This window comes from Deltaproteobacteria bacterium, from assembly GCA_016208165.1.
GTDB lineage: Bacteria > Desulfobacterota > Desulfarculia > JACQYL01 > JACQYL01 > JACQYL01.
This window is the reverse complement of the sequence record JACQYL010000032.1, coordinates 47,936-73,281: the sequence shown is the minus strand read 5'-3', so window position 1 is coordinate 73,281 and position 25,346 is coordinate 47,936. Positions and strand designations below refer to the sequence as shown.

18 protein-coding genes and 1 pseudogene are annotated in these 25,346 nt (G+C 54.3%); 17 read left to right on the top strand and 2 right to left on the bottom strand.

What is annotated here, in order from left to right; all coding sequences use genetic code 11:
* Positions 1–88: 88 nt before the first annotated feature.
* The 12 genes and pseudogenes from HY788_07145 to HY788_07090 all read left to right on the top strand — a co-directional run bounded on the left by HY788_07145 (position 89) and on the right by HY788_07090 (position 15,529).
* Positions 89–1,108 (top strand): Coenzyme F420 hydrogenase/dehydrogenase, beta subunit C-terminal domain, encoded by a 1,020-nt coding sequence (locus HY788_07145; GenBank protein ID MBI4773944.1) that lies wholly within the window; start codon positions 89–91, stop codon positions 1,106–1,108.
* Positions 1,109–1,154: 46 nt separating this feature from the next.
* Positions 1,155–3,074: pseudogene (locus tag HY788_07140) on the top strand (indolepyruvate ferredoxin oxidoreductase subunit alpha).
* Positions 3,064–3,672 (top strand): indolepyruvate oxidoreductase subunit beta, encoded by a 609-nt coding sequence (locus tag HY788_07135; protein ID MBI4773943.1) that lies wholly within the window; start codon positions 3,064–3,066, stop codon positions 3,670–3,672. The pseudogene HY788_07140 and the gene HY788_07135 overlap by 11 nt, the downstream one beginning before the upstream one ends.
* Before the next feature lie 64 nt (positions 3,673–3,736).
* Positions 3,737–5,614 (top strand): GNAT family N-acetyltransferase, encoded by a 1,878-nt coding sequence (locus tag HY788_07130; GenBank protein ID MBI4773942.1) that lies wholly within the window; start codon positions 3,737–3,739, stop codon positions 5,612–5,614.
* 913 nt (positions 5,615–6,527) lie between these two features.
* The gene (locus HY788_07125; protein ID MBI4773941.1) at positions 6,528–8,576 is read left to right on the top strand and encodes a thiamine pyrophosphate-binding protein; all 2,049 of its coding nucleotides are present in this window, start codon (positions 6,528–6,530) and stop codon (positions 8,574–8,576) included.
* 110 nt (positions 8,577–8,686) lie between these two features.
* A complete protein-coding gene (locus HY788_07120) occupies positions 8,687–9,067 on the top strand; it encodes a hypothetical protein (protein ID MBI4773940.1) in 381 nt (126 codons plus the stop codon).
* A complete protein-coding gene (locus HY788_07115) occupies positions 9,064–10,272 on the top strand; it encodes a radical SAM protein (GenBank protein MBI4773939.1) in 1,209 nt (402 codons plus the stop codon). The genes HY788_07120 and HY788_07115 overlap by 4 nt, the downstream gene beginning before the upstream one ends.
* A gap of 220 nt (positions 10,273–10,492) precedes the next feature.
* Positions 10,493–12,214 (top strand): methylmalonyl-CoA mutase, encoded by a 1,722-nt coding sequence (locus tag HY788_07110; GenBank protein ID MBI4773938.1) that lies wholly within the window; start codon positions 10,493–10,495, stop codon positions 12,212–12,214.
* 37 nt (positions 12,215–12,251) lie between these two features.
* Positions 12,252–12,644: a cobalamin B12-binding domain-containing protein gene (locus tag HY788_07105; GenBank protein MBI4773937.1), complete on the top strand. Its 393-nt coding sequence runs from the start codon at positions 12,252–12,254 to the stop codon at positions 12,642–12,644.
* Positions 12,645–12,670: 26 nt separating this feature from the next.
* Positions 12,671–13,624, top strand: a complete 954-nt coding sequence (meaB, locus tag HY788_07100) for a methylmalonyl Co-A mutase-associated GTPase MeaB (protein ID MBI4773936.1) — start codon at positions 12,671–12,673, stop codon at positions 13,622–13,624.
* An 85-nt stretch (positions 13,625–13,709) separates the two neighbouring features.
* Positions 13,710–14,504 carry an SDR family NAD(P)-dependent oxidoreductase gene (locus HY788_07095; GenBank protein ID MBI4773935.1) on the top strand — a complete coding sequence of 265 codons (795 nt, stop codon included), beginning with the start codon at positions 13,710–13,712 and terminating at the stop codon, positions 14,502–14,504.
* 365 nt (positions 14,505–14,869) lie between these two features.
* Positions 14,870–15,529, top strand: a complete 660-nt coding sequence (locus HY788_07090; GenBank protein MBI4773934.1) for an MBL fold metallo-hydrolase — start codon at positions 14,870–14,872, stop codon at positions 15,527–15,529.
* Between the two features lie 253 nt (positions 15,530–15,782).
* Here HY788_07090 and HY788_07085 read toward each other — a convergent pair whose 3' ends face one another.
* Both HY788_07085 and HY788_07080 read right to left on the bottom strand, forming a co-directional pair.
* A complete protein-coding gene (locus HY788_07085; GenBank protein MBI4773933.1) occupies positions 15,783–16,919 on the bottom strand; it encodes a sodium ion-translocating decarboxylase subunit beta in 1,137 nt (378 codons plus the stop codon).
* A gap of 1 nt (position 16,920) precedes the next feature.
* The gene (locus tag HY788_07080; GenBank protein MBI4773932.1) at positions 16,921–17,064 is read right to left on the bottom strand and encodes a hypothetical protein; all 144 of its coding nucleotides are present in this window, start codon (positions 17,062–17,064) and stop codon (positions 16,921–16,923) included.
* A 1,290-nt stretch (positions 17,065–18,354) separates the two neighbouring features.
* Between HY788_07080 and HY788_07075 the strand changes: the two genes are divergently transcribed.
* The 5 genes from HY788_07075 to HY788_07055 all read left to right on the top strand — a co-directional run bounded on the left by HY788_07075 (position 18,355) and on the right by HY788_07055 (position 25,105).
* Positions 18,355–19,056, top strand: a complete 702-nt coding sequence (locus tag HY788_07075) for a TetR/AcrR family transcriptional regulator (protein MBI4773931.1) — start codon at positions 18,355–18,357, stop codon at positions 19,054–19,056.
* A 200-nt stretch (positions 19,057–19,256) separates the two neighbouring features.
* Positions 19,257–20,540 (top strand): acetyl-CoA C-acetyltransferase, encoded by a 1,284-nt coding sequence (locus HY788_07070; protein ID MBI4773930.1) that lies wholly within the window; start codon positions 19,257–19,259, stop codon positions 20,538–20,540.
* Between the two features lie 255 nt (positions 20,541–20,795).
* Entirely contained in the window at positions 20,796–22,346 is a 1,551-nt protein-coding gene (locus HY788_07065; GenBank protein MBI4773929.1) for an acyl-CoA carboxylase subunit beta, read from the top strand.
* Between the two features lie 36 nt (positions 22,347–22,382).
* Positions 22,383–23,480: a hypothetical protein gene (locus HY788_07060; protein MBI4773928.1), complete on the top strand. Its 1,098-nt coding sequence runs from the start codon at positions 22,383–22,385 to the stop codon at positions 23,478–23,480.
* Between the two features lie 53 nt (positions 23,481–23,533).
* On the top strand, positions 23,534–25,105 hold the full coding sequence (locus HY788_07055) for an AMP-binding protein (GenBank protein MBI4773927.1): 1,572 nt from the start codon (positions 23,534–23,536) through the stop codon (positions 25,103–25,105).
* Positions 25,106–25,346: the final 241 nt, after the last annotated feature.

The window sequence follows — 25,346 nt, the reverse complement described above, 5'->3', positions numbered from 1 at the left end:
ACGCCGTATCGGTTACGATGAGTGGGCCGTCGATCACCCAAGGATCAATCCATTCCACCCCCTGTTCTAATGGCTTCGAGGATCGATAATGAGTGCGTTGAAAACACTGCTGAAAGAAGTGATCGACCCCGGTCTGTGCGTGGCATGCGGCGCATGCGTGAGTTTATGCCCTTATCTGGTATTTCTTGACGGCAAAGTTGTGTGCACGGATGTTTGTGAACGTGAACAAGGCCGATGCTACGAGGTGTGCCCCAAGGTTCCGATGAAGTTGTCGAACGGCACGGTCCCGCCTCTTGGCCGTTTCCAGTCCGTGCACAGAACGAGAGCTACTGTGGATCCGTGGAAGCAAACGGGACAGTATGGAGGGACGGTCTCCGCCATAATAGACTGTGCGCTGCACGAAGGAATCATTTCCAGGGCGGTTTTGACCTCTAAAGAAGGAATCGGAGGCCCCCACGGGGTTGTGGCCGTGACCCGGGAGGAGGTCTCGGCCTGCGGCGGTTCCAGATATGTGGCTGGCGGCAGTCTGTCCGTCTTCAATCGGGAAGCTCAACGGAGCGCGGCTCCCACCGGACTGGTGGCGCTGCCGTGCCAGGCCATGGCCTTGAATAAGATGCGAGCCTCAGCTCTGACAAAGAAAGAGCACTCGGCCTCCATATCATTGATCGTATGGCTTTTCTGTACCTGGGCCCTGGATTATCGCTCGTTCATTCGCTTCTTGAAACGGGAGGAGGTCGGCCCCGAGATCCGAAAATACGACATTCCTCCCCCTCCGGCCAATGTGCTTCAGATCGCTCGGTCAGACGCGATCCGCGAGTTTCCTCTGGATCGCATACGCCCTATGGCTATGGAAGGCTGCGGTTTGTGTCCCGACATGACCGCAGAACAGGCCGATATCTCGGTAGGAGCCCTGGAAGGTGACGTAGGATGGAATACGGCGATCGTCCGCACCGAATTGGGGCGGGAACTGCTCGAAAGGGCCTCCGATCGAGGCGTTGTAGAGGTTGCCGAGATGCCTTCATCGAACCTGAGCCATCTTGAAGAGGCTTCCGTGGCCAAACGGGCGCGCGGGCTGGCCAGGCAGCGGGATAGAATGAATCGAGACTGAGTCGAAATCCGAGACCAATTGGAAATGTCGCGTAAGGGAACATGCTATGTCTGAGATTGCGAAAGGCAAGGCCGGCGCTCGCGTATTACTGATGGGAAACGAGGCCATCGCCCGGGGCTTCCTCGAAGGAGGCGTTCAATTTTGCGCTGCGTATCCCGGAAATCCTTCGTCGGAGATCCTCGAGAACATCGCTGCCGTGGCTCCGGATCTGGGCATCTGGGCAGAATGGTCCGTGAACGAGAAAGTGGCTCTGGAAGGTGCGGCGGCTGCTTCCTTTGCCGGAGTTCGCTCGATGGCGGCCATGAAGCAAAACGGCGTCAACGTGGCCATGGACTTTATTACCAACCTGGCCCTTTCCGGCGTCAAGGCCGGCCTGGTTCTGGTGACTTGTGACGATCCCGGCGCGATATCGAGCACCAACGAAGAGGACGCGCGTTTTGTGGCGAGGGTCGCGGATGTGCCTCTGCTTGAACCCGCCTTCCCTGAAGAAGCGTTGAACATGGCCAAGTACGCCCTCGAATTATCCGAGACGCTCGGGTCGTTGTGTGTGCTCCGTAGTGTGTCGCGCCTTTCCCATTCCAGGGAGGCGGTGACGTTGGGAACGCTTCCGGAAAAGAAGCGGATCCCCGGGTTTGATCTCGGCTCGCTTTGGAAGACGTTTCCTGTAGCTCCCAACCATCAGAGAATGCACAGGAACATGGACCGGGCGGAAGCTTGGTTCGAGGGATCGGAATTTAACTGGTACGAAGGCCCCGATCATGCGGAACTGCTCATCATCACATGCGGCAACGGCTACCTGTATTCGAGGGAAGCGGTCGAATTGTTGGGTCTCGGAAAGCGTGTCGGCGTGGCCAAGCTGGGAACCACCTGGCCCCTGCCGCGGCGATGGCTTGCCAGGCAGCTAGATCGATGTGATCGCATTTTGTTCGTGGAGGAAGTGGATCCGTTTGTCGAGGATGGTGTGAAAGCGTTTTTCGCGCAGACCTGTTCAGCATTGGGTATGAAGACGTTCCACGGCAGGGTGGATGAAACCCTGCCGAAAGACGGTGAAATGAATCCCGATCTGGTCATGGTTGCCCTCGCGCGTTTGTTGGACCGGCATCTCCCGCTAAGGGATCGTGAATACGCCGATCGGGCGAAGGCGATGGCCGATGCGATGGCTCCTCCTCGAGCCTTTGGCTTTTGCCCCGGGTGTCCTCACCGGGCGTCTTTCTGGAGCATCAAGAACGCGCTGAAACTCGATGCGCGCGGAGGGTTTGTATCGGGCGACATCGGCTGTTATACGCTGTCTTTGTTCCCCACCGGGTTTTTACAGTCCAAACTGACGCATTGCATGGGCTCCGGTCTGGGTGTGGCCGGAGGCTTCATGAAGCTTAGGGGTCAAGGCTTCGATCAACCGGTTATCAGCGTTGTGGGCGACTCGACCTTTTTTCACGCCGGGATTCCGCCGCTGGTGGACGCCGTTCACCATGGAGCCGAATACCTTTTGATCATTCTCGATAACAGAGCGACGGCCATGACTGGTTTTCAGCCGCATCCCGGTTTGGAAAAGGGCGCCATGGGGCCGGGAGCCAGGGCGTTGGATCTCGAGGCCCTATGCCGATCGCTGGGCGCTTCGGTCGTTGTTCAGGATCCTTACGATCTCGATGCGACACGAGACGCCATCTACCGCCTTCTCAACGAGGAGGGGGTCCGGGTGCTGATTCTCAGACGCGCCTGCGCTCTGGTTCAGCGCAAGCAGGGCGGTTTTCCATATACCGTTCGAGTGGATACGGAGTAGTGCACAGGCGAGGACTGCGGGTGTAACCGGTACTGCACGCGCGTCTTCCGTTGTCCCGGACTGTATTTCGATCGGACGACCGCCAAGTCGATCGTGGACGAGGTCATTTGTGTGGGGTGCGGGGTGTGTGCGGATATCTGTCCTGAGGGGGCCATTTCGCGGGAGGTGCTGAACCATGCTGGGTGAACCGCTCAACCTGGTGATTACGGGAGCCGGCGGCCAGGGCAATGTAATCGCGGCCCATTGGCTGGGAGAGGCGTTGCTGAGGAACGGCCTACGAGTGACGGTAGGCGATACTTACGGTCTGAGCCAACGTGGCGGATCCGTGATGAGCCACATTCGCATATCCAGGGATCGGCGTTACGGCCCCCTGATCCCTAAAGGGCTTGCTCATGTGATCTTGGGGCTCGAACCGGTGGAAACGCTTCGCGTATTGGCGGATTACGGAAACCCGGATGTGGTTGTCATGACCAACGACCGTCCGGTATATCCATTAAATGTCATAGCCGGCGAGCTCGAGTATCCGGAGCCTCAACAAATCCGGCAGGCCCTCGAGGAGTTGAGCGCCGGGGTGTATTGGGTTTCGGCGACAAGAATCGCGCAGGAGTTGGGCGGCGCCATTGTGGCCAACATCGTGATGATGGGAACCCTTTTTGGCGCCGGACTCGTTCCTGTTCCGAGTGAGATCATGTTGGAGGTGCTTCGGGAGCGCCTTCCCTCGGACAAGTGGGAGGCCAACAGGGAAGCCTTTTACAGAGGCGTGAGTATGGCAACGGAACAATAGAGCGCCAACCGGGTTCATGCGTGGAAACCTGGCTCGGAAATGCCGGACCCAGTGGAGACCATGTATGGGTACAAGTGATTGGAAGAGCGTTTACGAGAAGAAGAAGACGGGTGCGGATACGGCGCTGAGGTCGATTAAACCGGGCCAGCGCGTATTCATAAGCTCGGGATGCGCCGAACCCCGCCATCTGGTGAGTGCACTCGAGGCCTTACACTATGAGTTATCCGACGTCGAATTAATCCATTCTTTTTCTTTAGGAGGACGGTCCTTAACCTCCGATGCCTATAAAGAGTCCTTCCGCGTAAAGTCCTTTTTTGTCGCCTCCGGAACCAGGGGGGCCGTTTCCACGGGGAACGCCGATTACATGCCCATTCATTTCCGCCATGTCCCCAAGCTGTTCACGAGCGGCCGGCTTTCCCTACATGCGGCGCTGATTCAGGTGTCGCCTCCGGACGAACACGGTTACTGCACGTTCGGAATCAGCGTGGATATCGGAAAGTCGGCCGCTGAGTCCGCCGAAACGGTCATAGCCCAGGTCAATCGTTCTATGCCTAGGGTGCATGGAGACAGCCGCATTCACGTAGACGAGATCGATTTCATCGTTGAGCACGAGGAGCCGTTGTTGGAGTATCGATTCCCGACTCCGACGGATATCCAGGATCGAATCGCGGAAAAAGTGGCCGGTCTGGTGGATGACGGTTCCGTCATCGCCGCGGGGTTGGCTCCGACCTCCGCTCAGGCGGTGCTTTCGCTGCGTGGAAAGAAGGACCTCGGGATTCACACGGACGTCCTGCACGACGCATTTCTGGGCTTGATCGAATCCGGCGCCGTTACGAATCGGCAAAAGAAGTCGTTTCCAGGCAAGGTAATTGCGAGTTGCTGCATCGGAACCCGACGGTTGTACGATTTTGTTCACGACAATCCGGACGTGGAGCTTCATCCGACGGAGGTGGTGAATGATCCTGCTTCCATCGCCCTCAACGACAAGGTGGTGTCCATCAGCCCGGCCATTGAACTGGATCTGACTGGTCAAGTGTGTGCGGATTCCCAGGGTCACAGAATCTTCAGCGGATTCGGCGGCTACGCGGATTTCATGGATGGAGCCGACTTATCCAAAGGTGGCAAGAAGATCGTTGTGATACCTTCCACTAACCCCGATGGTTCCCGATCTCGAATCGTTTCCCAGCTTACCCCCGGCAGCGGGGTTGTCCTGAGCAGAGCCTCCGTACAATACGTGGTCACCGAATTCGGCATCGTCGACCTGTTCGGTATGAGTATTCGCGAGCGAACAATCGCACTGATTGACATCGCTCACCCGAGGTTCCGCAGGCAGCTTATGTCGGATGCCAAACGGTTGCACTACGTGTATGAAGATCAAGCGCTCTCCGACGAGCGGGGCCGCCTGTATCCGGACCGATGGGAGACTAAGCGAACTTTCAAAGAAGACCTCGGCGTTCGTTTCCGTCCCATCAAGCCCACGGACGAGAGAGCGCTGCAGGAACTCTACTACTTCATGCCCCGGGAAGACGTCAGAACGCGATTTTTTCTTCCTATGAAGGCCTTTCCTCATCGGGATGTGCAGGCCATGTGCAATATTGACTATCTGAATCAGATGACCATCGTGGGGACCCTGCGAGAAGGCGGCGGAGAGCGCATCGTGGCGGTCGCCCATTACATCAGGGAAGATGGATCGGACACGGCCGAAGTGGATTTTGCGGTGAACAGGAAGTACCAGAACACCGGAATCGGATCTTTCCTGATAAATTATCTGATCGAGATCGCACGCGCAAACGGACTGAAGGGGTTTGCTGCGTATGTTTTGCGCACGAACATGGGGATGGTCCGCGTTTTCCGGAAGACCGGTTATCGCATGCTCACGGAGTTGGAAGAAGACGATGTGCTCCATATACAGCTCCGTTTTGACGGGTCGCCGGCGCAATGAGGTGGTGGGACCGAAGGCCGATGATGCGTTAATCAACTGATGTGACAAAGTTTTTTATGGATGATGGGATCGGGTTTGGAGAAACCGGTTCAGGACGGACGGTTCAGAACGAAGCAGGAGATGTCGATTCTCGAAATTAGACGGTCTGTAGAAAAAAGATCCCGTTTTTCAATACATGGAAAGAAAAATATTTGACTTTCAAATAGTCGCTATGATAGGTGAGAATGCGATTTAAGAGGCCTGTTAATAACTTCGTAATACTGGAGAAACCGTTTGGCTGAGGCAGAGTGAAGGGTTATTGCTCAGGCAGGCGGTTGATGAACAGAACTTCCGCGTGACTGCTGCTGCGAACCGCGAAAATACAGGATGGCGTCCGGGCGCCTCCCATTATGGTTGATGCGGCACGTCTCTGATGATAGTGTGGATATAAGCGATACGGAAGAAGGCGAGGTCGCTGTACGAGGGCTGGGGGAACCTGATCGAACAGCGAGATGGGCTTACGTGCGCCTATCCGGGGACTGGAAAGCTGCGTTAGATTGTGAGGCCGGACCCCCCGTTCACCGATTCCAAGAATGCGAGCCCGAAACGTGTTGAGGGCTCCGTGCAATCCGATACTAGGATTTTCCTTGACACTGATATTCTTTTTTCTTAGTCTCCAAAAAAATGAGGAATTTCGGGCTAGTTGGGCCAGCTAGCCCACTTTGTGTCAGTTGGCCTACGCGACGACCAGGTGAGTGTCGAGCCTACGATGTATGCCCGGGTGTGAAACTGACCAAATTAATTCGGCGAGGGAAGGTGGTGATACAAAGCAAGGCGATCGCTGCATTCGGGGTATTAGGTTCTCAGAGCGCATTATTGGCATGAACCGCAGTCTCCCAATGAAGGGAGCTAACACACAGAGAGGTAGCGTAGAATGCCGAAGCTTGGAATTGAGTTTGACGAAGAAGCACAGAAGAAATTAGAGGTTCCTCTTGGGAAACGAGAGTTGTATCCCAGTGTAGGCAAGTACGTGGCGGAAGTGCTGCGAGAACATGGTGTTACCATAGCCTGGGGCGTCCCGGGCGGTCACATCTGGCATTTTGTGGATGCCATTTCCCGAATTGGGATCAAATTGATCATTTTCGGGCACGAGCAAAACGCCGTGTATGCTGCCGAGGGTTATTCTCAGGTCACCCAAAAGCCGGCTGTTGCCTTTGGTACGGTGGGTCCTGGAACCGGAAACGCGTTCAGCCCCATGCAACAGGCCTTTCTGAGCAATACTCCTATCGTCTTCCTGGCGGGCGGTATCGAGCAAGAGCACGACCATCTGTACAACACGATCCAGGAAAGTATTGCCGCGGAATTCTTTACGCACGTTTGTAAGTGGGCGCAGCGAGTGTTCTATCCATGGTCCGTGAAGCAGTTCATGACCCGTGGTTTCCGTATCGCCACGTCGGCCCCCATGGGACCGGTGGCCTTCGAACTGGGCATTGACTGTCTGTTCATGAAAGATGAAGCCAGGGAACACTACTGGGGCGGTTTCTTCCCGCAACACGCGGACTGGCTGCCCAACTGGCGTCAGGAAGACACGCAGAAACCCATCAGCGCCGGCGCCGATCCGGCGGCCATCGAGAAGGCGGCCAAAGCGATCATGGAAGCGAAGAAGCCCTTCATTATTTTGGGCGACTATGCTGCCTGGGATCAGGCGGGCCCCGAACTGGAAGAATTTATCAACCTGACCAAAATTCCTTTCAACACCCGGCGTCTCGGGCGTGCGGCCGTCTCCGAAAAGCACCCCCTGCATCATCGCGGGTTCCCCAAGTTCCGCAGCGAGTTCGACATGATGATCCCTGTCGGACTGAAAGTCGGATTCTTTGACGGATACGCGGGTGGGTGGCCGGAATCCATTCAGATCGCTCCGTGCAACGATTACGTGTGGACCTATGTCAACACCAAAGCGTCATTGGTGGGTAACACCAAGGTCGTGATGAAGCAGTTGAACGATTGTATCAAGAAGAATGGATACAAGGTCAGCCCGGAACGCGAAGAGTGGGCCAAACGCTGCCAGAAGTCCCTGGCGGATGCAACGGAAAAGAGAGCCGCCAAAGCGTACAAGTACGGTCCGGATCATCCGAGATATAAATCGAGAGACATGCTCCATTTCGGATATATGTCACAGATCATCCGGGAAGTGAACGAAGAGATGTATGACAGCGCCGTGCGCGTGTCCATCGATGGATACACCATGAGCGACTTCGTCATGCCGTATCTCCAATTCACCCGTCCCGGCTCCTGCATCACGGCCAACGATCAGGCCGGTGTGGGCCACGGTGTCGGGCAGGCCATCGGCGCGGCTGTCGGCGATCTGGAAAACGGATCGCGGATTCCGTTCCTGGCCCTGATGGGCGACTCGGGAATGATGAATGCGGCCATGGACATCCACGTTGCCGTTATGTACAAGCTCCCGATCGTTTATCTCGTCACCAACAACTGCGGCTGGATGCCCGGCATGAAGTATCCGTGGTATGGCCCCAACTGGGATATCCTGGGTGAACAGGATGTCTTCGGCAATAAATGGATGGGCGTCACGATGATGGGTGAAGAGCGCCCGATCGATACTCGGTTCGACAAGCTGGCCGAAGTGTTCGGTGGCAAGGGCATGGTCTGTAACCGATCAGAAAAATTCAAAGCCCAACTGAAGGAAGCTTACAACATCGCCGAAAAACAGGGCCCGGTGATCATGAACTGCATCATGGATCAGCACCTGGTCAACAAGGCCGTCATCGGCCCGGTATACTCTCTGATGTACGCTCATATCCCGTGGGAAGAGCTGCCGATGAGAGGTAAGCATTCCCGACGTTCCACGTTGAAGGGTTGGTTCCCCGAACTGAAGGATCTGCCTCAAATGCCGATCTTCGATTCCTGGGAACCGCTGCAAGCGGAAGAGTTCGGCTATGAGCCGAAGGACGACCTATTCAAATAACAGCTCTGAACGTTTGTTCCCTGTGAACTGATTATCCGAGGAAGTCAGGGGGGGGGATCAAGTTTGGCTCCCCCTCTGCTTTTGTGTATTTACCACGAGGAGGACCCGCATTGTCGTTTTTGGGTAACTATCTGGAACCAAGGCCTGAAAAGGCAACCCTAAAGCGCACGCTGATCGTAGGCTATGTCAGACAGCTCTTCAAGCGCCCCGATTTCCCAAGGGAATTGTTCGTGGCCCTGGCGGACAGCGCGATGGTCAACAAAGGCGATGTGGTCTGGGCAAGCCTGGATGCGGAACATCCCTTCGACTTCATTCCTCTTCCCAGTTTCGATCAACTGGTATTGAATCTGCCGGAAAAAGAAGAATTCCTGAAAAAGTTGGGAGTGGAAAAGATGGAAGACGTGTCTCCCGAAGCGGAGAGACAATTCTGGGAAGACTTCGACTTCGAATTCGGTAGTTCCGCGGACTGTGTCGAGTTGATCTGGGAATGAGCTCTGACCGGTTCGTTGTCGCGCGGGAAGAGCGCTGTGTGCATTGCGGCTTTTGTGAGCATTATGTGAGTTGTCCCACTCATGGAAACGGCTGCATCGGGTGCGGCATCTGTATCAAAGGATGCCCTCAGGGGGCCCGGCAACTCCGCCCGCGTTCAGGTTCGCCGTCCGAAATCCGTTGCATAATCGACGGACAGGCGCGTACGATTACGGGCGCCCTGAGTGTCCGGGATGCCTTGTTTGAACTGGGCGGAACGCCGGAGACCGTGGGGGACGAAGGCCGGAGTGATCGGGCGCGTTGCGATACCGGGGGATGTTGGAATTGCGCCGTACTGATAGACGGTGTCCTATGCCGGAGCTGCGCTACGCCGCTTCGGGAAGGCATGGACATCGTGACGGATCCGGATATTGTTCTACGAACGGAACCTCGGCGAATCGTGACGCTCATGCGTCCCCCGCCTCACTATCATCCATCTGTGTTTGTTCATGGTTGTAACTATGATTGTGATTTCTGCCACAATTGGGAGATGACGTTTGCCTCCGAAGGTAATGCCTTGAGTCCTAAAGATGCGGTGGCGATGCTGCGCTTGAACAAGGAGAGGGACTACTGGGTGGGCATTTCCGGGGGAGAACCGACGCTGAACCGTAGATGGCTGCTGGACACCATCCGAGAGATTAGAAAAACGGTCCCGGACAGCCGCATACAATTGGATACGAATGCATCGCTTCTGACGAACGAGTATATCGATGAGATCGTTCAATCCGGTGTTTCGGACATATCTCCGGACTTGAAGGCGCGGCGTGTAGATACCTTCATGAAGTTGTGTGGAATCAAGTCAAGAGAAACCGCGAAGGTGTTCCTCGAAACTTCCTGGAATGCGGTTCGTTATCTGGATGAGCGTTATAGGGAAGAGGTTTTCATGGCTGTAAGTCTGCCGTACCATCCCAGCATTCATTCACTCGATGAGTTGGCGGACGCGGCTCGGGCCATTGCGGAGATCAATCCCGAAATGCCGGTCACATTGATCGAATATCAACCCGCCTTTCGGCGTCGCGATGAAGCTTTTGTGGAGTCGCATATGATGGAGACGGCGAAAGGGGTTTTGCTGTCCGCCGGACTAAGCCGAGTAGTCGTGCAAGGCGGTTCAGAAGTCCCTCTAGCAACGGACCCCCTCGAACTGGAAATCGGCTCCGAGGAATTCTAGGATGCCAATGCGCGCCCGTGACGCGGTTCGGAAGTGCTTGACAATTTACGGGTGTCAGGTATCTCTGAGTTTGTTTCGAGTGGTAGAGCAGAGCTGGAAATGAGATGACGGGACTCTGGTATAGAATACAAGATGGTTCAGAAACCGGTAAGGTCTCGGAAACCATATGAGGTCAATATTTCTTTAAAGCTGTCTATGCTTTCACTAAAGGAGGCAAGATATGGGACGGGAAGAATCCAAAAAAGATGTTTGTTTGTTCAGTCGGGAGCAACTTGATACGATCAAGTCGGGCTATGACGATTGGTTCAACAATGTATTGAAGGACAACGACCGGCAGGACGAGCTATCGGGCCAATACACCACCCATTCCGGGATTCCCATTCGGATGCTGCACACGCCGGCCGATATCGCCGGCATTGATTATTCCGAGGACCTCGGTTTTCCAGGCTGCGCCCCTTATGTCAGAGGCGTGTATCCGAACATGTATCGGGGTCGGCCTTTCACCTTGCGCCAGTTAGCCGGTCTGGGCGCGCCCGAGGACTGTAACCTCAGGGTCAAGTATTTGCTGGGACACGGGGCCACGGGGGTCAACATTCTGTTCGATCTTCCGACCATCCGGGGATACAACTCGGACGATCCCGAGGCCGAAGGAAACGTCGGGCACTGCGGCGCAGCGGTTGATTCCATTTGGGACATTGACGCATTTTTCAAGGATATCGATCTCGGCGCGATCAGCACATCGGTGGTGACCCACCTGCCCAGCACGTCCATCGTGATACCGGGTATGTACTTCGCGGTTGCGGAACAACGGGGCACCTCGAGAGACAAGATCGCAGGAACCTGTCAGAACGACTTTATCATGGAAACCTGTGTGGGCAGCGGTCCGGAAATTCTGCCGCCTCCGGTCAGTTTTCGTCTCCAATGCGATGTCGTGGAGTACGTTTGCGAAAATTATCCCCGTTTCAACCCCATCAGCTATAACGGATACAATCTTCGAGAAGCGGGAACAGACGCCGTTCAGGAAGTGGCCATAGCCATCTCGAACGCCATTGCCACCGCTGAAGAGTTGATCAGGAGGGGCATGGACGTCGACCAGTTTGCTCCACGGATGAGTTTCTTCTGGGATTTGCATAACGACTTTTTTGAAGAAATTGCCAAGTGCCGCGCCAGTCGCAAGGTATGGTACAAGATCGTGCACGATCGTTTCGGCGCTAAGAATCCCAAATCCGCTCTGATGCGGTTCCACGTTCAGACGGCGGGAGTGACCCTGCCCGCGACGGAACCTCTGAACAATGTGGCTCGTTCCGCCATTCAGGGGCTGGCCGCGGTGTTCGGCGGATGTCAATCCTTGCATATCGATTCCTACGATGAAGCGTATTCCGCGCCCACTGAAGAAGCGGCCCTGGTATCGTTGAGGACGCAGCAGATCATTCAGTCTGAAACCGGCGTTATTAACACGGTGGACCCCTTGGCCGGATCTTATTACGTCGAGTATCTGACCGAGCAGATGATCAATCGAATCTTCGATTACATAAAACAGATCGAGGAGTTGGGCGGACTGGTCAAGGCGGTGGAGGACGGATGGCTGCATCGAGAGATCGCCAATTACAATCTCAAGTATCAGAAGAAAATTGAAACCGGCGAAATGAAGATTGTGGGAGTGAACTATTTCCGATCTGAAGATAGCAGCACCCAAGAGATCGAAGTGTTCGAGTATCCGGAAACCTACACCCGTCAAAAAGCCAAACTCGATCGCCTGCGAAAAGAGCGGAGCCAGCAAAAAGTGAACGAATGTCTGAAGGTCCTCCGAGACAAGTGTCATACGGATGAGAACCTGTATCCGTTCACGATGGAGGCGGTAAAGAATCTGGTCACTTTGGGCGAGATTGAGGAACTTTTCCGAGACGAATTCGGCCTTTGGACGTTCCCACTTATTTCCTAATCGATCGCTGAGTAGCTCAACGTATGGAGGTTGAATTATGGCAAGACCAATAAAAGTGGTAATGGCGAAGCTGGGGTTGGATATCCATTGGCGTGGCGTCTATCTGGTAAGCCAGTTTCTCAGGGACGCCGGAATGGACGTGGTTTACATCGGTAACAAATTCCCGGAGCAGATCGTGGAAGCGGCGATGCAGGAAGATGCCGATGTCGTCGGAATGAGCACGCTCGGCGGCAACCATCTTACGCTCGGGTTGAAGACCGTGGACCTCTTGGGAAAGTCCGATATGGCCGGAGTCAAGGTGTTTATGGGCGGAGTGATTCCCCCGAAGCACATTCCTCAGCTTCTCGATGGCGGCGTACACAAGGTATACGGCCCGGATACACCCATGGAAACCATCATCAACGGGATAAAGGACTCGGTTTCCGTCTAAGAGAGGATACGTAAGTCGATATGACGTTGGACGAACTCCTTGAAAAGGCCTTCGGAGGTGATACCCTGTCCATTGCCAGGCTCATCTCCAAGGTGGAACGTCGGGATCCCGAATCTCATGAGGTAATGAGAAGGATTTACCCCCGCGCGGGTAAAGCATATTACCTGGGGATTACGGGACCGCCCGGCGCCGGCAAAAGCACTCTGGTGGACAGACTGACCCGCAAGTTCTGCGAGGATGGATTCTCAGTGGGCATCATCGCTGTGGATCCATCCAGCCCCTTCAGCGGGGGGGCGCTTCTAGGCGACCGGATCCGCATGAACATCAAGAGAAAGCCCGAATGGGATATTTTCTTTCGGAGCATGAGCGCCGGGAAGATTGTGGGAGGACTGTCGGAAACCACCAAAGAAGCTGCCCGGATCCTGGATGCTTGCGGCAAAGACGTCATTATTGTCGAGACGGTCGGCGTTGGGCAGTCGGAGCTTGATATTGCCGGCGCGACGGACACGGTTTTGGTAGTGCTGGTTCCCGAAAGCGGCGACAGCGTCCAGATCATGAAAGCCGGCCTCATGGAAATTGCGGACGTGTTTGCAGTGAACAAATCGGATCGATCCGGGGCTGAGACGATCGCCGAGTCGATAGGCACCATGTTGGAACGTCGGAGCACGTTCTATAAGACAAAGTGGGTGCCCCGGGTGTTCCTTGTGGCTGCCATGCGAAACTGGGGGATCAACGAGCTTTATGAGGGGATACGGAAACATCGTACCCATCTTCAAAACGACAGCCATCTGGAGAACCGCAGGAAAACTCAGCTCAAGGTGGAACTGCGCCGGCTCGTCGAAAAAGAGATTGTCCGGCTGGTGTGGCAGAGGCTGAATGAAACCGAACTTGGGGACCAGTTGGTGAACGATATCTGGGAACACAGGTTGGATCCCGAAAGCGCAGCCCTGGAGATCACCGCCGGAGTAAAGATGGTCTAAAGCGGATGGTATCCAATGCTCTAAACAACATGGCTTGATCGGAAAGCTGAAACGTCGGTATTCAGGTGCAGAAAGGGGGAAGCAAATGCTCGAAATCAAGGACCACGTAGCCGTAATCACCGGAGGCGGTAGTGGTATAGGCAAGTCTCTGGCGAAAGAATGGGTTAAGCAGGGCGGCAAAGTCTTCATCGGTGATGTTGTTGGCGAAGCGCTGAAACGAGTAGAAGACGAGATTAAAGGGATGGGCGGTCAGGTAGGATCGATGGTCTGCGACGTCACCAATGAAGAGAGCATGGCCGGGTTTGCCAAGAAGGCGATTGAAACCTTCGGAGCCATTAACCTGGTGGTGCCGTGCGCGGGAATCATCGCTGATGGACTGTTTTTGGCCCCGGATAAAGAAACCGGCAAAGTGAAAAAGAAAATGGGCCTTGATCAATTTCAAAGGGTCATCAACATCAACTTGACGGGCGTGTTCCTGACGATACGTGAATGTTGCGAACAGATGATCAACAACGGATCGAAAGGCTTGGTGTGTCTGATTTCGTCCACGGGATCTCTTGGCACGGCCGGTCAAATCAACTATTCCTCGACCAAGGCAGCCATGAGTGTGATGCCGAGTGTCCTGGTGGCGGAGTTCTTCCGCAAGGGCCTTGGGAACCAGATCCGCTGCGCGGCTATTGCTCCCGGATACGTGGGTACGGAAATGGTTAAAGGGATGAATCAGAAGGCTCTGGACGGCATCCTCGAGAATGTTCCCATTGGAAGATTGGTGGAGCCGGAAGAGGTTGCTTCCTTGATCTTCGAGATGTACAGAAACGAAGCCGTGAACGGAGCGGTGTATTTCCTGCATGGAGGTCTCAGACTCGGTTCCAAGGGATAGTTTCCATCCACACTAATCGATCCTGATTTCTGATTTGTCGGGCCAAGCGGCGTATCGCACCGGCCCGACTTTTTGTTTCCGGCTGTTCGTTTGGCGACTTCGCGAGCCCAGCGCGGCTTGCTTATAACAGCCCTTAGTCTTTGTCTGAAAACGAAAATATTTTGGCAGTGCCAAGCTAAAGCGCGATCTCCGGTTGGAGACCGGCTCCGAACCGGAGAGTCAAAGACCCGAAGCGAACGGGCGCGAGCTGCTCGATCCGTACTCGGAGAAACGCCCGGAGCTGAAAAGGTATGTCTATGAACGGGTTTCTTTCGGTCTCGGTGTAACCGGCATCATGAAATACCTGAAGAAGTGAGGAACCGAAGATGGTTTTTCAACAACTGGAGGTGGGATACCACTCCGTTTTCGCATATCTGCTGGGGGATCCCGTGTCGGGTCAAGGCGCCGTGGTGGACCCCGCCGCGGACGCAGATCGCCTGATAGAAATGGCGGACAAACAGGGCCTGAAAATTGTGAGTATTATCAATACACACGGCCATGTGGATCATGTCATGGGAAACGCTGAAATGAAGGAAAGGACAGACGCCGAGATTATCATACATGCCGCAGAAGCCGAATATCTCGATAAAGTCGGTGATTTCTGGCTCAAGATGTTCAATGCGAGGAAATCGCCCCCGGCCGACCGGATCGTGAACGACGGTGATAGGATACGCATCGGCGCCTACGAATGGGAAGTCATCCATACTCCGGGTCATACGCCCGGCGGAATTTGTCTGTATTATGCGAGTGGGGGGATCTGTCTCACCGGAGATACGCTCTTTGTGGGTTCGGTGGGGCGCACCGACGGTCCAAAAGCGTCGTGGGGACAGATGATCGATTCCATCCGGACACGTCTGCTGACGCTACCCGACGACACGGAGATCTTTCCCGGACATAACTATGGGTTTTCGCCCAGTTCCACCATCGGCCATGAACGAATTACGAACCCATTTCTAAACGGATCGGTAAACGGCGACTTCTTCTAGATCCGACCTTCTCCGATAGATCCAGCCTTCTTCGAATGGACCGATTATAACGCTCCCTTATCCGGCTCCGTGCGCCGTGATCGCAACGATGTGGCGGGCCGTAAAGAAGGGAATTCGAGTGCGTGTGGCTCCGGTCCGACGTCCGGTCCTCGACAAAGAGGCTTTTCCAACGCGGCGGGATAATTCCATCGCAATAGAATAAGCCCCGGCGAAAGTCTTCCGCCAGGGCTTTGATTTGAAATGCGTCTTCCGGCTACTTGGCAAACAGTCCCAGGAAGTACCCTCCGGCGACCGCGGAGCCGATTACGCCGGCTACGTTGGGGCCCATGGCGTGCATCAGCAAGAAGTTCTTCCTGTTCTCGCGCTGTCCCAAATGCTGAACGATGCGGGCGCTCATGGGAACGGCCGAGACACCCGCCGCTCCGAGCATGGGATTGAACGGTTCCTTTGAAAACTTGGACATGAGCTTTCCAAGCAACACTCCTCCCGCTGTTCCGATGGCGAATGCAAAGAGGCCTAAAGTCAAAACCATCAGGGTTCGGACATTCATGACCTGATCCGCCGGCATGGAAGCTCCGATGCCCAGCATCAGCAGAATGGTAATGATATTGATCAGTTCATTCTGAGCGGTCTGGGAGAGGCGTTCCACTACGTTCGACTCACGGAAGAGGTTTCCGAGCATGAGCATGCCGACCAGGGGAGCGGATTTCGGGATAAGGAGAAGTACGACCAACATGGTCATTAAGGGGAAAAGGATCTTTTCTGTTTTAGACACGCGTCGCAGTTGAGGTTTCATGTAGATCTGCCGTTCTGCTTTGGACGTCAGAAGTTTGATAATGGGCGGTTGGATGATCGCCACCATGGCCATGTAGCTGTATGCGGCCGTGGCTGTAATGCCCATGATGTCCGGCGCCAGCAGGCCGGTGGTATAAATGGTGGTGGGTCCGTCCGCCCCACCGACGATCCCGATGGAACAGGCTTCGGGAATGGTAAATCCCAGGAACAGAGCACCTAAAAAGGAAGTATAAATACCCAACTGCGCAGCGGCGCCGAGCAAAAAGGCCCGAGGGTTCGCGATGAGCGGTCCGAAATCCGTCAATGCCCCGATACCGAAAAAGATGAACTGAGGCAAAATGGTCCAGTAATACAAGCCATATTTTAGGATGATGCCCAGAATTCCCGCCATGCCCGTGCCTACGCCGGGACCTGGTTCCGTGGTCAGGCCGGTCAGCGGCAGGTTGGCCAGAATCATCCCGGCGCCGATGGGAAGGAGTTCATACGGTTCCCATTCCTTCTTGATGGCCAGATAGATGAATCCGAGTCCCACCGAGATCATTATGATTTGCCCCAGGTTCAAATAGGGGAAGCCCATTTGGATTCCTAAGAACATGCTACTTCCCCCCGTTATTTTTTTGCTCGATCCGAGTCAGCACTTTGCCCACCAAGTGCGTCATAACGGCCAGCAGCGTCATGATGAAAAAAACGGCGGCGAGGCCTCCAAACACGATCCGTAGTGTTTCGTTCCAGTTTATCATTTGTCCTCCGTCTCAAATGAACTCGTCAGTCTCCCTTCTCTCTGCTTTTCTTAGCCCGTGCAGAGAAAAGTGTGTTTACCTCCACACATAGCGATTGTCGAACCTGTACCGCTTGCCGGGAATGCCGATGATGTCCGTGCATATCCAAGGGCTGATTCCGACGATCACTATAGTCCAATACCGGTTCTATCTTTCTGTTTGAATTGAGACCGGCCCATCTCATCCAGACGGATATCGATGAACGCTAACCCCCTACTCTAGTTCCGGCTCTTCAGCATTGACGAACCTTCACACGAATAGTAAGGAACTAATGTAGGTGTGACGGCCGTACTCGATATGAGCAATAGCCAACCCGGCTTTCACTGCCTCGTCCTCCTTTGTTGAATTGAATTGTGATGAGTTCGCAACAAGTCCCCAGGTCGTCATGCCGGGCTTGATCCGGCATCCAGAAGTATTTGAAATTACTGGATTCCGGCTTTCGCCGGAATGACGGAAACCGGCCGTTTTCGACTTTTTACGAATTCATCGATTTTATAGGACTTCCGAAAGCTGAAACGAGAGGCCCTGCCACGCATAACGGTGTTCAGAACCGATCGTTACAGTTTGCCGGCGGTTTCATCGGATGATTTCGAGATATGGAGAACGCCGACAGCAGCGGACCTGCGGTCCGGAAAGGGGCATTAAAGCGTCCCCTTTCGAATCGGGTAGGCCCTTTACGCTCCAGCAGAACCGGTTCCACTTGCGATGGCCGAAAAAAAGCACAGAGCAGCCCTCGGATTCGATCGGGAAGACGACGGGCTACCGGAATCAGGTTGCCCCGGGCTCTTGAAGAGCCGCTGGGTCAACGTTCATGCTCCGGCGGTTCAACGAGGGATTTTGAAGCAACCACGCCGGAGAAAGCCGCCGCACCGCTGCCCGGCGATGTTCGATCCGAACTTCGTTATTGTTGTTTTCCGAACCCTCACTGCGCCGATGGAGCGGGTTCCTTTTCGATGCGCGCCGCTGCTAGGGATTTCGCGATGTGGCAGTCAGCTCTAACTCGTTAAACATAGTATGATTCAGGGCAAGAAGTCCGTTTGTGTCAAGGCCCGCAGGCGACGTAAACGTTCGGTTGCGGCGAATCGAAGGATCGATACGTAGGGCGATCTTTATCTTGATACGGGATAAAAAAAACCTTTCTTTTTCCAAGAGAAAGAAGAAAATTAATTTGACTTTTAAATAATCGCTATGATATTTGTCAAGTTAATTTAACACTTTCTGTCAATATTTTCCTAATCCTGGAGAATCCTTTTGGCTGCCAAAACCAAGGCCGAGGGTCGTCGACGGGTCATCCGGAGAGCGGCCCAGAGGGTGTTTGCACAAAAAGGATACCACGAAGCTACGATATCAGAAGTTGCCCACGAAGCGGGGATTTCCGAGGCAACTATATACGAATATTTCTCTTCCAAAGAAGAGCTGCTGTTTTCCATTCCGGGCGAGATGGAGCGTAAGACCAAAGAGACGCTTGAATTCATCCTCGATCATGTTCGAGGAGCCTCTCACAAAATACGCGCCATCATTTATCATTATCTCTGGCTGTATGAGAATCACCTGGATTATGGCGCTCTGATCATGCTTGTACTCAAACATAACCGGAAGTTCTGCGAAACCGATGCGTACCAAGTCGTACGCGAAAGAGCCCGAGTCCTGCTCCGGGTTGTGGAAGAAGGGATAGCCTCGGGTGAGTTCAGGTCTGACACGAACCCGTATTTGGTTCGCGCCATGATTCTTGGAACGGTCGAACACCTGATCATCCGGCGATTGCTCATAGGAGGGCCGTCGGACCTGTGGCAATTCGTGGACGCCTTAACGGACCAGATTATCATAGGTATTCGAAGCGACGAAGCTCGAGAAGAATGGAGGCGGGCGAAGGAGCCTTCTGAGGGAAGCGGCCCCTCCCGTTCTGATGCGCCGAGAGTAAAGCCCGAGTTGGATACGTGGAGTGAGCTTTGATCGTACCTGAGTTCTCACCTCGCGCCATTTCCGTGGTTAGTGTCAGGTTACCGGATTCATCGATTGCTTCTTCCGGATTCCAATCAGAAGGATTCTGATTCTAGTCAGAAAGCGGTTCTGTAGCTTACCTAAGTTACTGGCATCCAACTTCTGGTGCCTGTGGTTGAATAGTGTAAAACCAACAAAAGGGGGTAAGTTCAATGAGAGATGCTGTAATCGTGAGTGGCGCCCGAACTGCGGTAGGTAATTTCCAAGGAGGTCTGAAGGATATTCCGGCCGCCCAACTTGGAGCTATGTGTATCCGCGAGGCCATCAAGCGCGCGGGGCTCAAGCCGGCTCCAGTTCCGGATATGGTCAAGCATGCGCCGGAAAAGCTGAAACCCATCAAGGTTATTGAACTGGAAGAGAAGTATCGCCAATGGGATGAAGGCGCCAGGGAAGTCGTCGTAGACGAAGTGATCATGGGCAACGTGGTGCAGGCCGGACAGGGCCAGAACCCGGCCCGGCAGGCGACGATCTATGCGGGGTTGCCCAAAGAAACGCCGGCAATGACCGTGAATAAAGTATGTGCGTCCGGTATCAAGGCCATCGCCTTGGCCGCCCAGGCCATTAAAGCGGGTGATGCCGACGTGATCGTGGCGGGCGGTATGGAAAACATGAGTCAAATCCCCTATGCGTTGCCCGCGTTGAGGGAAGGTGCGCGGATGTTTGACGCCGCGGCCGTTGATTTGATGGTTCATGACGGCCTCTGGGAATTGTATTATGGCTATCATATGGGTGTCACAGCCGAAAACATCGTAGAGAAGTACGGCATTTCCAGAGAAGATCAGGACAGGCTGGGATTCGAGAGCCATCAGAGGGCGCGAGCCGCGATCACATCGGGTGCGTTTAAAGATCAGATCGTGCCGGTCAGGATTCCGCAAAAGAAAGGCGATCCTATTGTAGTGGATACGGATGAACGTCCCATGGATACAACCATGGAAAAAATGGGCAAACTCAAACCATTTTTCAAGAAAGACGGCTCGGTAACCGCGGCTAATGCTTCCGGTATCAACGACGCCGCCGCGGCTGTCCTGGTCATGTCCGGGGAAAAAGCCAAGGAACTGGGTCTCAAACCCATGGCCGTCATTCGATCATACTCCGCCGGAGCCATCGATCCCGCCTACATGGGATTGGGCGTGATCCCCGCCGTCCATCTTGCGATGAAGAAGGCGGGCTGGAAGATCGACGATCTGGATGTCATCGAACTGAATGAAGCGTTTGCTTCTCAGGCCCTGGCCTGTATCCGCGAATTGGGATTGGACTGGAGTAAAACGAATGTCAAAGGCGGCGGAATCTCCATCGGCCATCCCATTGGTTGCACCGGCGGCCGAATCGTTTACGCGGCTGCGGATGAGATGCGGAAGAATAACCTGAAGAAGTCCCTGGCCACGTTGTGCATTGGTGGCGGTATGGGATTCGCCATGACGCTCGAACGACCGTAATTAAGGCTCGGGATCCATCAAACCAACATCGCGCCGGGGTTTGGCGCGATGTTGGTTTGGCGCTGGAAGGTGTGCATCGTACGCACTTCTGTAAGCGGTTCGAACGTCGAGGCCGGGAGGAAAATCCCGGATTTCCGACAAGTGCGACTCCGGGAAGGGACGGTATACTCGAAACCTGAAGCAGGAAGCAGGAAGGGTTGAGGCGGATTCGTCGACAGCGGCCTTATTTTTGCGGTTTCAATGCTGGGGGGACAGATGGCTAACGAAGATAAGTTCAAACTACTTGAGGAAAAAACAGTACAAGCGGAATTAGGAGGTGGTCAGGCCAGGATAGACGAGCAGCATAATAAGAGCAAACTGACGGCGCGCGAACGGCTGGCCAAACTTCTGGATGCAGGTACGTTCGAAGAGTTGGACAGGTTTGTATATCACACATCGACGGACTTCGGCCTGGATACGAAGCGCTTTCCCGGAGACGGGGTGGTTATCGGACACGGCGCGATTGATGGGAGGAAGGTGTTCGTGTTCGCCCAGGATTTTACGGTCCTGGGTGGATCTCTCAGCCTGGCCCACGCCAACAAGATCTGTAAAGTCCAGGATCTTGCACAGAAAAACGGTTGTCCTCTGATCGGTCTCCAGGATTCAGGAGGGGCTCGTATCCAGGAAGGTGTTACGAGTCTCGCGGGCTACGGTAATATTTTCATGAGAAACGTGTTGTCTTCCGGGGTCATCCCCCAGATCTCCGTGATTATGGGGCCCTGCGCCGGGGGTGCCGTCTACTCGCCGGCCCTGACCGACTTCATCTTCATGGTGGAGACGTCGTCGTACATGTTCATAACCGGTCCGCAAGTGGTCAAGGCCGTATGTCATGAAGATGTTACCACCGAAAAGCTCGGAGGCGCCGGAACTCATACGAGTCTCAGCGGAGTCGCCCACTTCAAGGGAAAAGATGACGAGGAAGTCATCCAGATGGTGCGGGAACTTCTGTCGTTTCTTCCGCAGAACTTTCGGGAAAAGCCGCCTCGGCTGGAGCCTACCGATGATCCCGCGAGGGTGGACCCGGAACTCAGGGATCTGATCCCGGAGAGTCCCAAGCGCGTGTATAACATGTATAAGATCATAAAATGCGTGGCGGACGGGCAACATTTCTTTGAAGTCCACAAGCATTACGCGCGCAATATGATTGTGGGATTCGCTCGTTTGAACGGGCACGCGGTGGGCATTCTGGCCAATCAGCCCAATGTGGCGGCCGGTTGTCTGGATATCAACGCCTCGGTCAAGGGCGCCCGATTTGTCCGTTTCTGCGATTGTTTCAATATTCCGATCATCACGTTTACAGACGTTCCGGGATTTCTCCCCGGCACTCAGCAGGAATACGGTGGAATTATCAAGCACGGCGCAAAACTGATCTATGCTTACTGTGAGGCCACGGTGCCAAAAATAACCGTGATCACCAGAAAAGCCTACGGTGGCGCTTACATCGTCATGAGCAGTAAACACTTGTGGGGGGATATCAATTTTGCCTATCCGACGGCAGAAATCGCGGTGATGGGACCGGAAGGCGCTGTGGGCATCGTATTTCGAAAAGAGATCCAGAGCGCGGAAAATCCGGAGCAGAAAGAGCTGGAACTGATCGAGGAATACCGGTCCAAGTTCGCCACGCCCTACCAGGCTGCCATGCACGGGTACGTGGACGAGGTGATTTTTCCCGAACAGACTCGGGTCAAGCTGATAAAGGCTTTGGAAGCTTTGCAAAATAAACGGGATCGTATGCCGGAGAAGAAGCATGATAATCTTCCCATATGATCCGGTTAAGTACCTTATACATAGGGAGGTTTTTTTATGAAGTTGGATCTTAAGGGCAACTTGCCCAAGAAAGTGGACGTGCTGGAACTATTCGCCCGAGACGGTATCCAGGATCTGGATACCTTTTTGCCGACGGAAACGAAAATCTGGTTCATCAACGAGTTCATCACTTGTGGCTATAAGCAGGTGGAAGTAACCAACTTCTCCCATCCGAAGTTGCTCCCTCAGTCTTCGGACGCGGAAGCGGTGCATGCCGGTTTGAAACGAGTGGAAGGCGTTCATTACAAATCGTACGGAATGACCCGAAAGGCGGCCGAGCGCGCAGCGGCGGTAAAGCAAAAGGGCGATCCGATTGATTCGCTTGCTTTCACCATTTCCGCGGCGGACCTGCACGGAAAGCGTAACTCGGGACGTACGAGAGACGAGTACAAGCCGGAAATCCTTGACATGCTGAAGACCTGCCAGTCGGTGGGAATCCATCTGGACATGGCCATTGCATGCGTATACGGTTCGCCCTGTGACGGACCGGTTCCCATTCAGAATACCGTCGACCTGATCAAGTGGGGTTTGGATGTCGGGATACGGGATTTCACACCGTGCGACACCACCGGTGAAAGCAATCCGGTTCGTTCCTATGAATACATGTGTCGACTCGTGGATGAGTTCGGCAAGTATGACGGCGAAGCCCAGTACCGTATCGCACATTTCCACGACACCCGAGGTATGGGAGTGGCAAATACATTTGCCTCCGTACTCGGAGGAGCTATTCTGGTGGAAGCGTCCCTGGGCGCGCTTGGCGGACAGCCGTCGTTTATCGTGGACAACATGGTGGGAAAAGGCACGGGACCGCTGTACACGGACGGTGTGGACGTTGGAAACTGCTCGAGTGAAGATGTGCTGGTTATGCTCGACGAAGTAGGCATTGAAACCGGTGTGGATCTTCCGCGTTACCTCGCCCTGGGCCGTGTCCTCGAACAGGTGCTCAGAAGGAAACTGAGGCCCTTCACGACGAAGAACGGACCTTGCACTCACGGTGTCGTTCAATGGAATGACGGTTCGCAGGGGTATATGTTTGTACCGCCTTATCATGACGGCTATTTTTGTTATCCCAAAGACAAGTCTCAATTGCGTTAGCGAAGGAATTTGTCGGATTTAACGAAGAAAACAAATCAATAGCGGAGGCAGTGGTGAACGTAGCGGATGGATTACGATTGAACTCATGGCAATATCCTGATAAGGCCGCCGCGGTGTATGAAGGAAAGCGAGTCAGTTATCTTGAACTGAACACACGGGCGAACCAACTTGCGCATGCCATGAAAGCGCGGGGATTCAAGAGGCAGGATAAAGTTTCCATCATCATGTACAACAATACTGAATTCCTGGAGATTTATCATGGCTTGGCGCGTATCGGGGTCATCAGTGTACCGGTGAACTTCCGTCTGGTACCTTCCGAAATCTCTTACGTAGTCAACAATTCCGATTCCACCGGAGTCATTGTGGGATTGGAGCTGTTCGACAAACTGGAGATTGATTCTCTGAACAATGTGAAAAAGGAGAACATTTTCGTAGTGGCGCCGAAAGACAAAACGCCGGAAGGTTTCAAGAACTACGAAGAGCTGCTGGAAGGTCAACCGGGGCACGAACCTTCGGATGCGGCCATCAGCGAGGAGGATATATTCTTCTTCGGGTACACGTCCGGAACCACGGGATTTCCCAAGGGCGCCATGAACACCCAAAGGGGAATTCTGGACATCATCAAAAACGTGTTCGTTCGTACGGCGGGTAAAGAGCATATCGATCTGACCCAGCGGGTGTTGCTTGCCATTATCCCCATTTGCCATTCCAACAGCGTATGGGCTACCCTCATCACGTTTTGGTGCGGTGGAACCAACGTGATCATGCCTTCCGGAAGATTCGATCCTGAAAAAGTGCTGCAACTGATCACTGATGAAAAGGTGACGACCACGTCCATGGTGCCCACCATGATCAGCCGGATCCTGGAACTTCCGGAAGCGCTCAAGGCTAAGTACGATATGTCCTCCCTGTCCAGTCTCGGATCGTCGAGCGCGCCTTTGTTGACCAAGACCAAGGAAGCGGCCCTCGAGTTTTTCAGAAACGCCCGTTTCAGCGAAGGATACGGCTCCACGGAAACCGGGGCGCTTACGACGCTTCGACACAAGGACCAGCGGCGCAAGGTCCGGAGTATCGGCCTTCCCAACCCGGGAATCGAAATCAAACTGCTTGACGAAGAGGGCAATGAGGTCAAGGAACCCTTCAAGCAGGGAACTCTATGGGCCAAGGCCCGATCGGCCTTCATCGGGTACTACAAAGATCCCGATAAGACGAGGGACGCGATCCACGGCGAATGGGCCACAGCCGGGGACATCGCTTATGTCGATGACGAGGGGTACTACTATCTGGCGGACCGGAAGCACGACATGATCATCAGCGGTGGAGAGAATGTGTACCCTGCCGAGATCGAAGAAGTGATCATGAATCTGCCGAGCGTCAGCGAAGTGGCGGTAATCGGTGTGCCTCATCCCGATTTTGGCGAGGAGGTGAAAGCGCTGGTCATCCGAAAGGAAGGTGCGAGTCTGACCGAGCAGGAGGTCCTCGAACACTGCAAGAAACACCTGGCCGGCTATAAGCGGCCCCGCAGTGTGGAATTCAGAGATGACTTTCCGCGGACCGCAACCGGCAAGGTGCTCAAGCGCCTCATCCGGGAACCCTACTGGAAGGGACAGGAACGCTCCATCTGATAGAACCATTCTCGCAATCGATTGTGAGAGGCCGCTGTGGACCGCTCGCCGCGCGTGGGGGCGGTCCACGTTTTGACCCTTTAGAAACCGGGATCCATGACTCGGCGAAAGACGATTCGCCGAATAAAAGCAAACGCGGTGTACCCGCGCAGGGAACGAAGAGTAACCCCGTGCGGCTGTTTGTAAGCGGATCTTTTACGCGAACGCATTATTCCGACAAGGAATAGGCACGGATAACGGA